The 15816-nt window shown below is 43.1% G+C and carries 15 protein-coding genes; 13 read left to right on the top strand and 2 right to left on the bottom strand.

The window, feature by feature from the left end:
* From QVP90_RS08720 to QVP90_RS08765, 10 genes are all read left to right on the top strand, one after another.
* The coding region (locus tag QVP90_RS08720) for a Na(+)-translocating NADH-quinone reductase subunit C (protein WP_288204142.1) at nt 1-620 on the top strand (620 nt) is incomplete at its 5' end.
* Nucleotides 621-636: 16 nt separating this feature from the next.
* Nucleotides 637-1269 (top strand): NADH:ubiquinone reductase (Na(+)-transporting) subunit D, encoded by a 633-nt coding sequence (locus tag QVP90_RS08725; protein WP_005932175.1) that lies wholly within the window; start codon nt 637-639, stop codon nt 1267-1269.
* Between the two features lie 150 nt (nt 1270-1419).
* The gene (nqrE, locus tag QVP90_RS08730; RefSeq protein WP_005932172.1) at nt 1420-2046 is read left to right on the top strand and encodes an NADH:ubiquinone reductase (Na(+)-transporting) subunit E; all 627 of its coding nucleotides are present in this window, start codon (nt 1420-1422) and stop codon (nt 2044-2046) included.
* A 22-nt stretch (nt 2047-2068) separates the two neighbouring features.
* Nucleotides 2069-3340 carry an NADH:ubiquinone reductase (Na(+)-transporting) subunit F gene (gene nqrF / locus QVP90_RS08735; RefSeq protein WP_021936195.1) on the top strand — a complete coding sequence of 424 codons (1272 nt, stop codon included), beginning with the start codon at nt 2069-2071 and terminating at the stop codon, nt 3338-3340.
* A 142-nt stretch (nt 3341-3482) separates the two neighbouring features.
* On the top strand, nt 3483-4817 hold the full coding sequence (locus tag QVP90_RS08740; protein WP_025819029.1) for a DEAD/DEAH box helicase: 1335 nt from the start codon (nt 3483-3485) through the stop codon (nt 4815-4817).
* A gap of 396 nt (nt 4818-5213) precedes the next feature.
* Complete coding sequence (gene serC / locus QVP90_RS08745) at nt 5214-6281, top strand: 3-phosphoserine/phosphohydroxythreonine transaminase (RefSeq protein WP_005932163.1); 1068 nt, start codon at nt 5214-5216, stop codon at nt 6279-6281.
* Between the two features lie 125 nt (nt 6282-6406).
* Nucleotides 6407-7327 carry an NAD(P)-dependent oxidoreductase gene (locus tag QVP90_RS08750; protein WP_005932161.1) on the top strand — a complete coding sequence of 307 codons (921 nt, stop codon included), beginning with the start codon at nt 6407-6409 and terminating at the stop codon, nt 7325-7327.
* Nucleotides 7328-7358: 31 nt separating this feature from the next.
* On the top strand, nt 7359-7691 hold the full coding sequence (locus tag QVP90_RS08755) for a four helix bundle protein (protein WP_021936196.1): 333 nt from the start codon (nt 7359-7361) through the stop codon (nt 7689-7691).
* A 66-nt stretch (nt 7692-7757) separates the two neighbouring features.
* Nucleotides 7758-9005 (top strand): DUF1015 domain-containing protein, encoded by a 1248-nt coding sequence (locus tag QVP90_RS08760; protein ID WP_007480844.1) that lies wholly within the window; start codon nt 7758-7760, stop codon nt 9003-9005.
* 117 nt (nt 9006-9122) lie between these two features.
* Entirely contained in the window at nt 9123-9731 is a 609-nt protein-coding gene (locus tag QVP90_RS08765) for an IMPACT family protein (RefSeq protein WP_007480845.1), read from the top strand.
* 106 nt (nt 9732-9837) lie between these two features.
* Here QVP90_RS08765 and QVP90_RS08770 read toward each other — a convergent pair whose 3' ends face one another.
* Complete coding sequence (locus tag QVP90_RS08770; protein ID WP_005932150.1) at nt 9838-10044, bottom strand: CDGSH iron-sulfur domain-containing protein; 207 nt, start codon at nt 10042-10044, stop codon at nt 9838-9840.
* Between the two features lie 125 nt (nt 10045-10169).
* Here QVP90_RS08770 and QVP90_RS08775 point away from each other — a divergent pair, with 125 nt between their 5' ends.
* From QVP90_RS08775 to QVP90_RS08785, 3 genes are all read left to right on the top strand, one after another.
* Nucleotides 10170-10958 carry a C39 family peptidase gene (locus QVP90_RS08775; RefSeq protein ID WP_264380863.1) on the top strand — a complete coding sequence of 263 codons (789 nt, stop codon included), beginning with the start codon at nt 10170-10172 and terminating at the stop codon, nt 10956-10958.
* Nucleotides 10959-10985: 27 nt separating this feature from the next.
* Entirely contained in the window at nt 10986-12074 is a 1089-nt protein-coding gene (locus QVP90_RS08780; protein ID WP_021936198.1) for an HpaII family restriction endonuclease, read from the top strand.
* A gap of 101 nt (nt 12075-12175) precedes the next feature.
* A complete protein-coding gene (locus QVP90_RS08785) occupies nt 12176-12745 on the top strand; it encodes a nitroreductase family protein (RefSeq protein WP_021936199.1) in 570 nt (189 codons plus the stop codon).
* A gap of 152 nt (nt 12746-12897) precedes the next feature.
* On the opposite strand, the gene gcvP is transcribed toward QVP90_RS08785, so the two are convergent.
* Nucleotides 12898-15747 (bottom strand): aminomethyl-transferring glycine dehydrogenase, encoded by a 2850-nt coding sequence (gene gcvP / locus QVP90_RS08790; RefSeq protein ID WP_007480849.1) that lies wholly within the window; start codon nt 15745-15747, stop codon nt 12898-12900.
* Between the last annotated feature and the right edge of the window lie 69 nt (nt 15748-15816).

Consider the following 15816-nt stretch of genomic DNA (forward strand, 5'->3'; position numbering starts at 1 on the left):
TGGCATTCCTGCTGGCTTTCGTCAGTTCGTCTCTGAAAGATATTCAGAATAAGAACCAGGAACTGGATACGAAGAAGCAGATTCTGGCAGCATTGAACATCCGGGATGTGAAAGATGCGGAAGCCGAATATAATAAATATGTAAAAGGTGATATGCTGATGAATGCTGACGGAAGTCTCGCAGAAAATACGGGTGAGTTTTCTCTCAGTTATGAAAAAGAGGCTAAAGAGAACAACCGTCTGCATGTATTTGTTGCAGAAATAAACGGCGAGACCAAGTATGTGATTCCGGTTTACGGTGTCGGACTTTGGGGAGCTGTTTGGGGATATGTTGCCCTTAATGCTGATAAAGATACGGTATATGGTGTATACTTTTCACATGCCAGTGAAACTCCGGGCTTGGGTGCAGAAATCGCTACGGTAGCTTTCCAAAACGAGTTTTCGGGAAAGAAAGTGCTGAAAGACGGACAAATCGCCTTGGCTGTTGAGAAAAACGGTAAGGTAACCGATCCGGCTTATCAGGTAGACGGTATCTCCGGAGGTACTATTACTTCAAAGGGTGTGGACGATATGCTAAAGGCTTGCCTGAGCCAGTATGATAAATTTTTAACTAATAATTAAGGAGGAACGATAGAATATGAGCCAATTATTTTCTAAACAGAATAAAGAGGTATTCTCTGCTCCGCTGGGAATGAACAACCCGGTAACCGTACAGGTGCTCGGTATCTGTTCGGCACTGGCGGTAACAGCCAAACTGGAACCGGCTATCGTGATGGGCCTCTCGGTAACAGTGATTACGGCTTTCTCTAACGTCGTTATCTCCTTGTTGCGCAAGACCATTCCGAACCGTATCCGTATTATCGTACAGTTGGTGGTGGTAGCTGCCTTGGTTACGATTGTGAGTGAGATTCTGAAAGCATTTGCTTACGATGTAAGCGTACAGCTTTCTGTTTATGTAGGTCTGATCATTACCAACTGTATCCTGATGGGACGTCTGGAAGCCTTTGCCATGCAAAATGCTCCGTGGGAATCTTTCCTTGATGGTATTGGCAACGGATTGGGATATGCCAAGATATTGATTATCGTAGCTTTCTTCCGTGAATTGTTGGGTTCGGGTACGTTGCTGAACTTTAAGATTCTTCCGGAAGCATTCTATAAAATGGGGTATCTGAATAACGGCTTGATGTTGATGCCTCCTATGGCACTGATTATCTGTGCCTGCATTATCTGGTATCAGCGTGCTAAACATAAAGAACTACAAGAGTCGTGATTTTAAGATTTATGGTTTATGCCCTGTTACATCCTAATGTCACATCACAATGTTCCATAACAATGTTTCATCACAATGTTCCACAGGCATAGATCGTAGCCTTATTTTAAAATAATAAATCATAAATCAGAACTCATAAATCAATATAACATGGATCAATTATTAAGTTTATTCGTCCGCTCCATTTTTGTGGACAACATGATATTTGCATTCTTCCTGGGTATGTGTTCCTACCTTGCCGTATCGAAGAATGTGAAGACTGCTGTAGGTCTGGGAGTTGCGGTAACTTTCGTTTTGGTAGTTACGCTTCCCGTGAACTATTTGCTCCAGACAAAGGTGCTGGCTGCCGATGCCATAATTCCGGGTGTCGACCTCAGCTTCCTTAGTTTTATTCTCTTCATTGCCGTTATTGCCGGTATCGTGCAGTTGGTAGAAATGGTGGTAGAACGCTTTGCGCCGTCACTGTATGCATCGCTGGGTATCTTCCTGCCGTTGATTGCCGTTAACTGTGCTATCATGGGTGCTTCCCTGTTCATGCAACAGAGAATTACGATGGACCCGTCCAATCCGCAGGCTATCACCGGAGTAGGTGGTGCAGTGGTCTACGCTTTAGGTTCCGGTATCGGCTGGCTGCTTGCCATTGTCGGTCTGGCTGCTATCCGTGAAAAGATGGCTTACTCTGATGTTCCCGCTCCGTTGAAAGGTTTGGGTATTACGTTTATTACGGTAGGACTGATGGCAATGGCCTTTATGTGTTTCTCTGGATTGAAAATATAATTAAAGTAAAAAGAATAAAACAATGACGTCTTTAATATTAGCGAGTATCGGAGTATTCCTTGGAGTGATCCTCCTGCTTGTCATTATACTGCTCGTTGCGAAAGGGTATCTGACCCCTTCGGGCGAGGTTACGATTACGATGAATGGAGAACAGGAATTGAAGACTAACCCCGGCGGCACATTGCTGGGCACGCTGTCTGCCAACGGTGTTTTCCTCTCATCAGCATGTGGTGGTAAAGGTTCTTGCGGACAGTGCCGTTGCCAGGTTCTTGAAGGAGGTGGTGAAATACTTCCTACGGAAACCGGCTTCTTCTCCCGTAAACAACAGGCCGATCACTGGCGTCTGGGTTGCCAGGTGAAAGTGAAACAGGATATGTCGATCAAGATCGACGAATCGATCTTAGGTGTGAAAGAGTGGGAGTGCGAGGTTATCTCCAACAAGAACGTTGCAACGTTTATCAAAGAGTTCATCGTGGCCCTTCCGAAAGGCGAACACATGGACTTTATACCGGGTTCGTATGCTCAGATCAAGATTCCTGCATTCTCAATGGATTACGATAAGGATATCGACAAGAGCCTTATCGGTGACGAATATCTGCCTGCATGGGAGAAATTCGGCTTGATGGGCTTGAAATGCCGTAACGATGAACCGACTATCCGTGCTTATTCTATGGCCAACTATCCGGCTGAGGGAGATCGTATCATGTTGACTGTACGTATTGCTACGCCTCCTTTCAAACCGAAAGATCAGGGTCCTGGATTTATGGATGTAATGCCGGGTATCGCTTCTTCTTATATCTTTACGCTGAAACCGGGTGATAAGGTAACGATGAGTGGCCCTTATGGAGATTTCCATCCTATTCTCGATTCTAAGAACGAGATGATGTGGATCGGTGGTGGTGCCGGTATGGCTCCGTTACGTGCACAAATCATGCACTTGACAAAGACACTGCACATCACAGATCGTACCATGAACTACTTCTACGGTGCACGTGCGCTGAACGAAGTGTTCTATCTGGAAGACTTCCTGCAAATAGAAAAAGATTTCCCGAACTTCAAGTTCCATCTGGCACTCGACCGTCCGGATCCTGCAGCGGATGCAGCAGGCGTTAGCTATACGGCAGGTTTCGTTCATCAAGTAATCTATGAGACTTATTTGAAGAACCATGAAGCACCGGAAGATATCGAATACTACATGTGTGGTCCTGGTCCGATGTCTAAAGCAGTCGAAAATATGCTCGACAGCCTGGGTGTTCCTGCTAAGAACCTGATGTTCGATAATTTCGGAGGATAAGGGATTCAAACAGGTTCTAAGATCAGATAAATCTTAATAAATCATAGAAAGCAGTCTTTTCATCACAAAAAAGGCTGCTTTTTTATTGTCCGTATCTCACGTAAGTTTATTTATTCTTATCTTTACACAAAATCATATAACAATGGAAATAACACCTACTTATATAAAAGATGTACTGGCTGCTTTAGCTATCGAACAGTTGAATCCCATGCAGGAAGCATCCATTGATGCGTGGAAAGAGGGAAAAGACCAGATATTACTTTCACCCACCGGTTCCGGAAAGACATTGGCCTACCTGTTACCGCTTATCGGCTCTTTAAAACCGGAACAGAAAGGAGTACAGGCCGTAGTGCTGGTTCCATCCCGTGAACTGGCTTTACAGACCGATCAGGTTTTCAAAGCCATGAATACCGGATTCAAATCTGTGAGCTGTTATGGCGGACGCCCTGCCATGGAGGAACACCGCACGATAAAAGGAGTACAACCGGCTGTCATCATTGCTACTCCCGGACGTATGAACGATCATCTCTCAAAGCAGAATTTCGATGCTGCTACCGTTCGTATGCTGGTAATCGATGAATTTGATAAATCTCTTGAACTTGGTTTTCAAGAGGAAATGGCTGCCATTATAGGCCAGCTTCCCAATCTGCAACGGCGCTTTCTGCTTTCGGCCACGGATGCCGAGGAGATCCCCCGGTTCACCGGAATGGAACATACCGTGAGATTGGATTTCCTGCAAGACACTTCTGCCGGAAAAGAATCCCGGTTAACACTGATGAAGGTCATTTCCCCCTCGAAAGACAAGATTGATACTTTGTATAAATTGTTATGCACATTGGGAAGCAGCTCTTGCATTGTTTTCTGTAACCACCGCGATGCAGTAGACCGTGTACACAAATTACTGGCGGATAAGAAACTGTATTCCGAACGCTTTCATGGAGGTATGGAACAGCCGGACCGGGAGCGGGCTTTGTACAAATTCCGTAATGGCAGTTGTCATGTACTGATTTCGACCGACCTCGCCGCCCGTGGTCTGGATATTCCGGAAATAGAGCATATCATCCATTACCATTTTCCCGTAAATGAAGAAGCTTTCACACACCGTAACGGACGTACCGCACGTTGGGATGCTACCGGCAGCTCCTATCTCATAGTAAGTACCGAAGAAAACCTGCCGGAGTATATACCCGAAGAGCTTGAAGTGCTGGCATTGCCCGAAAACGCGCCGAAGCCACCAAAGCCGCTTTGGGTAACATTATATATAGGTAAAGGGAAAAAAGACAAACTCAGCCGGATGGATATCGCCGGATTTCTCTATAAAAAAGGAAACTTATCCCGTGAGGATGTCGGACAAATCGATGTAAAAGACCATTATGCCTTTGTCGCCGTCCGTCGTGGAAAAGTGAAACAGCTGTTGACTCTAATCCGTGGAGAAAAGATAAAAGGAATGAAAACTGTGATAGAAGAAGCAGATTGACAGGCCTCTCCCCAGCCCTCTCCGGAGGAGAGGGAGCTAAGTTAGTTTTAACTAATTAATAAGCAAAAGTATCTTATACCCCCTCTCCCCCGGAGAGGGTTGGGGAGAGGCCGCCCCCCCCTTAAAACTAACAAACATCTGATTTCCCTTCTATTTTCTTTTAATCTTTAAGTAAAAATAATCCAATACTATTACTTTGTTGATAATGTCTGTTCTTGATATCTATACATAACAAAATGGTGTATATATCCTGCATAAACCAATAAAAAGATAGATAAATCGGTGAACTGGCTGTATTTTTATAAGGAAAGATTTGTTTTACGGAAATAATTCCGTAATTTCGCAATGTCTAAAGACACAAAGTAACGAAATTGTTAAATCAAAAACAAACTTCAAATGAAAAAGCATAATTTCAATGCAGGACCTTCTATTCTTCCGCGTGAGGTGATCGAAGCTACAGCGAAAGCTATTTTAGATTTCAATGGCTCCGGACTCTCATTGATGGAAATCAGTCACCGTGCTAAAGACTTCCAACCTGTGGTTGACGAAGCGGTAGCACTATTTAAGGAATTACTAAACATCCCCGAGGGATATTCGGTACTGTTCCTGGGTGGTGGTGCCAGTATGGAGTTCTGCATGGTGCCTTTCAACTTCCTCGAGAAAAAGGCTGCTTATCTGAACACTGGCGTATGGGCCAAGAAAGCAATGAAAGAAGCGAAAGCCTTTGGTGAGGTTGTAGAGGTTGCCTCTTCTGCTGAAGCCACATATACTTATATTCCGAAAGATTATACTGTTCCGGCTGATGCTGATTATTTCCACATTACTACTAACAATACGATTTACGGTACAGAATTGAAAGCAGACTTGGATTCTCCGGTTCCGATGGTTGCCGATATGTCTTCCGATATTTTCTCACGTCCTATCGATGTATCCAAATATATCTGTATTTATGGTGGTGCTCAAAAGAATCTGGCTCCGGCAGGTGTAACATTTGTCATTGTTAAGAATGATGCATTAGGTAAAGTATCCCGTTATATTCCTACGATGCTGAATTATCAGACACATGTAGATAACGGTTCCATGTTCAATACTCCTCCTGTTGTTCCTATTTATGCAGCGTTACAGACATTACGTTGGGTGAAAGCTCAAGGTGGCGTAAAAGAGATGGAGCGCCGTGCCACTGAGAAAGCCGACATGCTGTATGCAGAAATCGATCGTAACAAAATGTTCGTAGGTACTGCTGCAAAAGAAGATCGTTCACGTATGAACATCTGCTTCGTAATGGCTCCCGAATATAAAGATCTGGAAGCTGACTTTATGAAGTTTGCAACAGAAAGAGGAATGGTAGGAATCAAAGGACACCGTTCAGTAGGTGGCTTCCGTGCATCATGCTATAATGCCATGCCGAAAGAAAGTGTGCAGGCATTGATTGACTGTATGCAGGAATTTGAGAAACTTCATTAATATTCTCATTACCAATATTCACAGAGTTTCACAGAGCGACTGTTAAAACAGAAAGAACTCCGTGAGACTCTGTGTCATTTTAAAGTAAAACGTTTTATATTATATATACAAATATACAAAGAATTATGAAAGTACTTATTGCTACTGATAAACCGTTTGCCAAAGTAGCTGTAGACGGTATTCGTAAAGAGATCGAGGCAGCCGGATACGAGCTTGCCCTACTTGAGAAATATACAGAAAAAGCACAATTGCTGGATGCAGTGAAAGATGCTAATGCCATCATCATTCGTAGTGATATTATCGATGCCGAAGTGCTGGATGCTGCTAAAGAACTGAAGATTGTAGTACGCGCCGGTGCCGGTTATGACAATGTAGATTTGGCTGCTGCCACTGCACACGGTGTATGTGTAATGAATACTCCGGGACAGAACTCCAATGCGGTAGCCGAACTTGTTTTCGGTCTGTTGGTATATGCTGTCCGCAATTTCTATAATGGAACATCCGGAACCGAATTGATGGGGAAAAAATTAGGTATTCACGCTTATGGAAATGTAGGCCGTAATGTAGCCCGTGTAGCTAAAGGCTTCGGAATGGATATTTATGCTTACGATGCATTCTGCCCGAAAGAAGTTATTGAGAAAGACGGTGTGAAAGCTGTTGATTCTGCCGAAGAACTTTATAAAACGTGTAATGTGGTATCTTTGCATATTCCTGCTACTGCTGAAACAAAGAACTCCATCAACTATGCTTTGTTGAAAGATATGCCGAAGGGTGCCATTCTCGTGAATACAGCCCGTAAGGAAGTCATCAACGAAGACGAACTCATCCAATTAATGCAGGACCGTCCTGATTTTAAATATATCACCGATATCATGCCTGCCGCTAACGCTAAGTTTGCAGAACTTTTTGCCGGACGTTATTTCTCTACTCCGAAAAAAATGGGTGCACAGACCGCCGAAGCTAATATTAATGCCGGTATTGCTGCTGCCAAGCAAATTGTCGGTTTCTTAAAAGACGGTTGTGAGAAATTCCGTGTCAATAAATAATAAGAGATTTATGAATTATGATTTATGAATTATGAGGGAAAACCAAACGTATGACAAGGCATTATCGTATGCTGTCCGTATAGTTAACTTATATAAGTATCTGGTGGATGAGAAAAAAGAGTATGTTATGAGTAAACAACTCTTGCGTAGCGGAACGTCTATTGGAGCTAATATCAGTGAAGCGATCTCGGCAGAATCTTCGGCAGACTTTGTCCATAAATTGTCAATTGCCCAAAAGGAAGCTAACGAGACGAGTTACTGGTTAGCTCTATTGGAAAAGACCGGATATTTATCTGGTATACAACATGGATCCATGTCATCTGATTGCACAGAGATAAGAAAATATTGGTTTCCAGCATATTGACTTCAAAGCAAAGATGTTTCCCCATCAATCATAAATCATAATTCATCAATCATAAATCTAATAATTATGGCTGTTATTAAACCGTTTAAAGGGATTCGTCCCCCACAGGAGTTGGTCGAACAAGTTGCCTCGCGCCCTTATGATGTATTAAATTCGGAAGAAGCACGGGAAGAGGCAAAAGGAAACGAGAAATCACTTTACCATATCATAAAACCGGAAATCGATTTTCCGGTAGGTACTGACGAACACGATGCGTGCGTTTACGAAAAGGCTGCCGAGAATTTTAAATTATTTCAGGATAAGGGTTGGCTGGTACAAGATGACAAAGAGAATTACTACATCTATGCCCAAACGATGAATGGTAAAACACAGTATGGTTTGGTGGTAGGTGCCTACGTTCCTGACTATATGAATGGCATCATTAAAAAGCATGAGTTGACCCGTCGTGATAAAGAGGAAGACCGTATGAAGCATGTTCGCGTAAATAATGCCAACATAGAACCGGTGTTCTTTGCCTATCCTGATAATGCTGTTCTGGATGCAATAATCAAGAAATATACTTCTCAAAAGCCTGTATATGACTTTATAGCTCCCGGTGATGGTTTCGGACATACTTTCTGGATTGTGGACCAAGCAGGAGATATTGCTTCTATCACAGCAGAATTTGCCAAAATGCCGGCACTTTATATCGCCGATGGTCATCATCGTTCTGCCGCTGCTGCACTGGTAGGTGCTGAGAAGGCAAAACAGAATCCGAACCATCATGGTGACGAAGAGTATAATTATTTCATGGCTGTGTGTTTCCCTGCCAATCAATTGACTATCATTGATTATAACCGTGTAGTGAAAGACCTTAACGGACTGACTCCCACACAGTTCCTTGAAGCTCTCGAAAAGAATTTTATCGTCGAAGAAAAAGGAGCGGATATTTATAAACCGAATGCATTGCATAATTTTGCTCTTTATCTGGAGGGCAAATGGTATAGCCTTACAGCAAAAGCCGGAACATATGACGACAATGACCCGATAGGTGTATTGGATGTCACTATCTCATCCAACTTGATATTGGATGAAATCTTAGGTATCAAAGATTTACGTTCCGACAAACGTATTGATTTTGTCGGAGGTATCCGTGGCTTGGGCGAATTAAGCAAACGTGTAGATAGCGGTGAAATGAAAGCAGCCCTTGCTCTTTATCCTGTTTCAATGAAACAGCTTATGGATATTGCTGATACAGGCAACATCATGCCGCCAAAGACTACTTGGTTTGAACCGAAACTTCGATCGGGACTGGTGATTCATAAATTAGACTGATTCCGTACGTTGTAAATGATAAAAGATTAGGCGGTACAGCATGTTGATACATGGATTGTACTGCCTATTTTTAGTTTTTAATTCTCGGTTTTTAATTTTATAAGTATCTTTGCACACATGGAAGATACATATAAGACTATTACCGAACCATCCGAAGGTATCTATACCGAGAAACGTAGCAAGTTCATTGCTATCGCCCTGCCTGTGCGCACTCATGAAGAAATAAAAGCGCATCTTGAAGTTTATCAGAAAAAGTATTACGATGCACGTCACGTTTGTTATGCCTATATGTTGGGTCATGAACGCAAAGATTTTCGTGCAAATGATAATGGAGAACCTTCCGGTACAGCCGGCAAACCGATTTTAGGGCAAATTAATTCTAATGAATTGACAGATATACTAATTGTAGTAGTACGCTATTTTGGTGGAATTAAATTAGGGACAAGTGGTCTTATCGTTGCCTATAAGGCTGCTGCTGCCGAAGCCATCGCCTCCGCCACGATTGTTGAAAAAACGGTAGATGACGAGGTTACTGTATTATTCGAGTATCCGTTCATGAATGACATTATGCGTATTGTGAAAGAAGAAGAACCGGAAATAATACAACAATCCTATGACATGGATTGTAGCATGACACTCCGCATCCGTCGATCGATGATGCCCCGTTTGATGGCACGGTTGGAAAAGGTAGAAACAGCGCGTATTATTGACGACAAGGAGAAATAAGCAAGTTTTTTATACTATTGGTTTACTTACTCAATGTGCGTTTCTTCAAAATAGATATCCGGAATGAACGCACATTGAATTTCTGTATAAAAAATGTGAGACTCTTTTATTCATCTCCCTTTTCGAAGTTTATTTTACGGTGTGTACCGTCACAGAACGGTTTGTTTTTTGAATGGCCGCAGCGGCATAAGGCATTTGTTCCTGTTAGAATATTTTCTTTTCCGTCTTTGGTGATTATTTTAAATTCACCTTTAATAATATACGGCCCTGCGGGTACTTCTGTAATGCTAATCAGATTTTCAATTTTATCCATAACTTTGTCATTTAAGTAATTAAGTATGTATATATAACATTCCGGATTGGAAATAGTTTTTCCTATTCTTCATTTGTTTTTATCAGTTTTCCTTATCTTTGCACCGAATGACGTACAATGTGAAAATGAGAGTTTTCTTTATATATATCGGTTTGTTTTTGTTGGGAAGCACTTTCTCTTCTGTTAAGGCACAGTCTGTTAAAGCACAGAAAGTGGCTCTTAATGACATACCTCTACCTTGGTATTCACAGAAAATTAGCGGATGTCCCTATGTGCATTGTTCGCTGGCCTCTTCTTTGATGGTGTATGACTATTTTAAAGGGATGACTTCAGACAGTTGCCGTTCGGCAAGTGAAGCCGAAGCAAAATTGGTGGAATATCAGAAAAACTATTTTTTGAAGAAACGTGCTCCTTTCAAGCGACGGACATCAGTGGGACAGGGAGGATATTACTCTTTTGAAATAGATTCCCTGACGCGTTATTATGAGCATATGGTGAGCGCAGAACATTTTATGAATAAGGATTATCGGATATTGAAGTCTTATATCGATCGGGGAATTCCCGTTCTGATAAATGTTCGTCATCGTGGCTCTACCCGTGGGTTGTTGCAACCAGGTAGTCACCGCCATTGGATGGTGCTTCGTGGTATAAACGATACTCATGTGTGGATCAATGATCCCGGACGTTCGGCCACAATGCGTAATAAAGGAGAAAATCAGTGTTTTCCAATAAAAAAAGAACGAGGTAATCCTGCCTGGTTTGATGGATGCTGGACGGGAAGATATATCGTGATAACTCCCCGTATCCCATTGGCCATGGCCCGGATCGGTAAATTACCTCCTGTGGAGGAAGCAATAGCGATAAAACCTCCGTTTATTCCTTGGAAAGAACTTCCGGAAGTAATTGATCTGTAAATCTGTAAAATAAACAAATAAAAATATATGGCATTTGAAGCAACAAAAAGAGAATGGAGCGAACTTTATGCTTTTTTCCACTTGCTGGCGGACGGGCAAGTCGCATTGGGCACGCCGCAAGTGAAAGCAGATGAAGAGAGGTGTTGGCCCATCGCTATGATACAAAGGGAAGAGCATGACGGAACGCGCCGTTATTATATAGAAAAAGAAGATATTCATATTGTAGGCGAAAACATAGATAAACGGATCGCTCGTGAAGATTTTGATATAGTATCCGGATTAATTCTCACCGCCATGAAATCCTCGTCCGAAGATGATGTAACCTCTCCGGACGGAGTGGAAGAGTTTCTGGACGAAGTTGCAATTCTCGATCTGGAGGCAAAAACGGACGATCGTACAGACTTCTCGGTCGCATTCTGGCATCCGGAAGCACCGCTCACAGGGTTGAATGTCCGTTCACGTCTTAGTGCAATGAATCCGTTATTGGACGGTGGGCGAAGCGCCAATCTTAAATTGGAGCAGACCGGTGTGAAATTTGCTGTACCTACAGTGAATAAAATTAATGCTTTGCCCGAGTCGCCTACGGAAGTGGCGGAACGCATGATGATGATAGAGCGTCTGGGCGGGATATTGAAATATTCGGATGTAGCCGATCGTGTATTTCGCTGTAACCTTTCGATGATTGATCTGCATTTTCCTCGTGTGTTGGCTGAAATGGTACGTATAATGCATCTTGATGGTATTACTCGTATCAGTGAGCTGACAGAGGAAATAAAAGCAATCAATCCTCTAAAGATAAAGGATGAACTGATCAATAAGCATGGGTTTTATGAATTTAAAATGAAGCAATTCCTGCTTGCACTGGCGTTGGGTATGCGTCCGGCAAAAATATACAATGGGACAGATTCGGCCGTAGAAGGCATCTTACTGGTGGATGGAAGCGGGCAGGTGCTTTGTTATCACAAATCGGAGAAAAAAGTATTTGAAGATTTTCTGTATTTGAATACCCGTTTGGAGAAGGGTTCTTTGGACAAAGATAAGTATGGCTTCCTGGAACGTGAGAACGGGGTTTATTACTTTAAGTTGAATGTGAAAATCGGATTAGTGAAAAGATAAATAATGTGCCAATATAACACAATGTGCCAATGTGCCAATTACCATGCGGTATCCTTGATTGGAACAAGGCATATTGGCAATGCATTTAAATAAGATTCATCATGAAAACAAATGAAGTTTTAGAGACTATCAAAACGCGGCGTAGCGTGCGTGCTTATACTGCACAAGCACCGGAGACAGATGACCTGGTGACTATACTTGAAGCTGCCAAGTATGCTCCTAACGGTATGCATCTGGAAAGTTGGCATTTTACAGCTATCCAAAACGCTGAAAAGTTGGAAGAACTGAATTCACGCATTAAAGGTGCGTTTGCAAAGAGTGATGACAAGCACTTACAGGAACGTGGACACAATAAAGCGTATTGTTGCTATTATCATGCGCCGGTATTGGTGATCGTTTCCAACAAATCTACCCAATGGTGGGCGGGCATGGACTGTGCATGTGCCATTGAAAATATGTTTTTGGCGGCTCATTCGTTAGGTATCGGGTCATGTTGGATCAATCAGTTGGGAACAACCTGCAATGATCCTGAAGTTCGTGAATTTATAACTTCTCTCGGTGTACCGGCCGATCATCAGGTTTATGGCTGTGTGGCATTGGGTTATGCTGATCCTAAAGCACCGCTGAAAGAAAAGGTAGTAAAGGAGGGAACTGTGACAATTGTAGAATAATACCCGCTATTACCTGCTCGAATGATCAAAGGAGTGCTATTCTCCGATTGTTTTTTATGCTGATCCTTGTGAAGTCATAAAACAAAATCTCCCGGATAGAAAGAACTATTTTCATATCCGGGAGATTTTATTTTGCACCTATTACTTTTAGTTTATTCGAAAGTACCATACCGGGTAGGCAATAACTTCCGGTCTCCCAAAGTATTGTCTACACGTGCCACATTTATCCAGAATTTGTTTTCCCGTACGCTTTCTATCGGGTAAGCCGCTTTTTCACGGGTATAGCAGTGTTCCCAATTATCGCCTACCACTTCGTATTCGGGATGTGGGGCATTCACTAATACATTGTCGTCTTTGTCTGCTTCACCGTTTTTCACTTCCTGTATTTCCTTCCAGATAGTTTGCATTACTGTAATGAAATTATCCAGTTCCCACAGGCTTTCACTTTCGGTAGGTTCAATCATCAGCGTACCGTGAACAGGGAAAGAGAGGGTAGGAGCATGATAACCGTAATCCATGAGACGCTTGGCTATATCATTCTCACTGATGCCCGTTTCTTCGTGTATTTTGCGGCATTCCAATATCATTTCATGGCCTACAAATCCGTTAGCTCCTCTGTATACAATACCATAAGTGTCTTTCAGACAAGCTGCTAAATAGTTTGCATTAAGAATAGCTGCTTTTGTAGCCATTGTCAAACCTTCCGTACTCATCATACAAATGTATCCGTAAGTAATCGGCAATATTCCCGCACTTCCATAAGGAGCAGAGGATACTTCGTTCATCGGATTACCAAACAATCCATGTCCCGGCAAAAAAGGGACCAGATGTTCGGCTACGCATATCGGGCCTACACCCGGACCTCCGCCGCCATGAGGAGAAGCAAACGTCTTATGCAGATTCAAATGACAAACATCGGCACCGATAAATCCCGGATTGGTCAATCCTACCTGAGCATTCATATTAGCACCATCCATATATACCTGTGCGCCACATGCATGAATGATGTTACAGATTTCTACAATCTCTGTTTCAAAGATACCGTGCGTGGAAGGGTAGGTGATCATCAGTGCAGCCAGATCCTCCTTGTTTTCTTCAGCTTTGGCGCGAAGATCCTCCATGTCTACATTCCCTTGCCCGTCGCAGGCACAGGTGACGGTCACGAATCCTGCCTGAATAGCCGATGCCGGATTTGTGCCGTGAGCTGATGCGGGGATCAGTATCTTGTTGCGGTGTCCCTGCCCGATACTTTCGAGATAGCTGCGGATAACCCGGAGCCCTGTATATTCTCCTGCCGCACCGGAATTCGGCTGGAGGCTGACACCGGCAAATCCGGTTATGGTTTTCAATTCTTCACTAAGGTTTTCTATTAACATGCGATATCCCTCAGCCTGATCCTCAGGCACCAACGGATGCATGCACATAAACTCCGGACGGCTTAGCGGTAGCATCTCGGCAGCCGCGTTAAGCTTCATTGTACACGACCCTAATGGGATCATTGAATGTGCCAATGAAATATCCTTGCGATCCAGCCGCTTTATATAACGCATCATCTCTGTTTCAGTGTGATATTTGTTGAATACCTCATGAGTCAGAAATGCGCTTTGCCGTTTCAGCTCTTTCGGAAAGGCGGCAGATTCCGGTATCACAGTCATCTTCTGATAATCTTTTTCCGCTGCAATGGCAAAAATAGACAACAATATGCCGGCAGCAGCCGTATCAGTGGTTTCATCAATGCTGAAGCCAACGTCACCATTATCGAAATAACGCAGATTCACCTCTTTGCTGAGAGCAATGGTACGTATCTGCTGAGCAGAAACATTATCAGGCAGGATAAAACGAAGAGTATCGAAATAATACTTGTTCACCTGCTTATATCCTAACTTATTTATCTCTTTTTCCAGAAAAGCACTAATATTATGGATGCGTGAAGCGATTCCGGTAATGCCCTCTTGTCCGTGATAGACTGCATAGAATCCTGCCATGGTAGCCAGTAATGCTTGGGCGGTACATATGTTTGAAGTCGCTTTTTCGCGTTTAATATGCTGCTCACGGGTTTGAAGAGCCATGCGATAACATAACTTTCCATATTTATCTTTTGACCATCCTATGATACGTCCCGGCATATTGCGCTTATACTCGTCACGGGTAGCAAAATAAGCAGCCGAAGGCCCGCCATAGAATAAAGGCGTTCCAAATCGCTGGGTAGTGCCGAATACGATATCCGCTCCCCATTCACCGGGAGGAACTATCATTGCAAGGCTTAACAAATCGGCGGCTACAGCTACTTTGCAACCGGCTTCATGTGCTTTCTCCGTGAATATCCGATAATCCTCAATACTTCCGTCGGCATTGGGATATTGAACGATACAGGCAAATACTTCCGGAGCAGGTGTAAATTCAGCGTATTTTCCCATACGCAATTCGATACCTTGAGGGATGGCACGTGTGGTCATTACAGCCAATGTCTGTGGGAAAATGTTTTCATCAACAAACACAACGTTAGCTCCTGCTTTCTGTTTATCGCGCGGACGGAGAGCATACATCATCGTCACGGCTTCTGCTGCTGCCGTAGCTTCGTCCAACAGGGAACAGTTGGCCAATGGCATGGCGGTAAGGTCACAAACGGCTGTCTGAAAGTTCATAAGGGCTTCAAGACGCCCTTGTGAAACTTCGGTTTGATAAGGAGTGTAAGAAGTATACCACACCGGGTTTTCAAACACGTTTCTTTGAATAACGGCAGGGGTAATGGTATTGTACCATCCCATTCCGATGTATGATGTAAACAGTTTGTTTTTGCTTGCCAGTTGGGCTATGTGGTTGCTGAACTCATATTCCGTCATGGCAGGCGGTAATGCCAACGGTTCCTTCAGGCGGATATTGGCGGGTATTGTTTTATCTATCAGTTCATCAAGAGTGGCTACACCAATCTTGCGAAGCATCACTTGTATGTCTTCCTCACTGATGCCTATATGACGGCTGGCAAATGAATCGGTTTTCATATTAATTAGTTTTTAAGTAGTCCAAATGCATTTATAATCATCCGGTGCGCTCCCTTGACAGGCAGAGAA

The organism is Bacteroides sp. CAG:189, from assembly GCF_000432295.1.
GTDB classification, from domain to species: Bacteria; Bacteroidota; Bacteroidia; order Bacteroidales; family Bacteroidaceae; genus Bacteroides; species Bacteroides salyersiae.

Coding starts and splice junctions, on each gene's coding strand:
- QVP90_RS08770 (WP_005932150.1), bottom strand. CDS start 10,044: ATGGATAAAATTGAAAATCTGATTAGCATTACAGAAGTACCCGCAGGG.
- QVP90_RS08725 (WP_005932175.1), top strand. CDS start 637: ATGAGCCAATTATTTTCTAAACAGAATAAAGAGGTATTCTCTGCTCCG.
- serC (WP_005932163.1), top strand. CDS start 5,214: ATGAAAAAGCATAATTTCAATGCAGGACCTTCTATTCTTCCGCGTGAG.
- QVP90_RS08760 (WP_007480844.1), top strand. CDS start 7,758: ATGGCTGTTATTAAACCGTTTAAAGGGATTCGTCCCCCACAGGAGTTG.
- nqrF (WP_021936195.1), top strand. CDS start 2,069: ATGACGTCTTTAATATTAGCGAGTATCGGAGTATTCCTTGGAGTGATC.
- QVP90_RS08750 (WP_005932161.1), top strand. CDS start 6,407: ATGAAAGTACTTATTGCTACTGATAAACCGTTTGCCAAAGTAGCTGTA.
- QVP90_RS08775 (WP_264380863.1), top strand. CDS start 10,170: ATGAGAGTTTTCTTTATATATATCGGTTTGTTTTTGTTGGGAAGCACT.
- QVP90_RS08740 (WP_025819029.1), top strand. CDS start 3,483: ATGGAAATAACACCTACTTATATAAAAGATGTACTGGCTGCTTTAGCT.
- QVP90_RS08780 (WP_021936198.1), top strand. CDS start 10,986: ATGGCATTTGAAGCAACAAAAAGAGAATGGAGCGAACTTTATGCTTTT.
- QVP90_RS08785 (WP_021936199.1), top strand. CDS start 12,176: ATGAAAACAAATGAAGTTTTAGAGACTATCAAAACGCGGCGTAGCGTG.
- QVP90_RS08755 (WP_021936196.1), top strand. CDS start 7,359: ATGAGGGAAAACCAAACGTATGACAAGGCATTATCGTATGCTGTCCGT.
- QVP90_RS08765 (WP_007480845.1), top strand. CDS start 9,123: ATGGAAGATACATATAAGACTATTACCGAACCATCCGAAGGTATCTAT.
- gcvP (WP_007480849.1), bottom strand. CDS start 15,747: ATGAAAACCGATTCATTTGCCAGCCGTCATATAGGCATCAGTGAGGAA.
- nqrE (WP_005932172.1), top strand. CDS start 1,420: ATGGATCAATTATTAAGTTTATTCGTCCGCTCCATTTTTGTGGACAAC.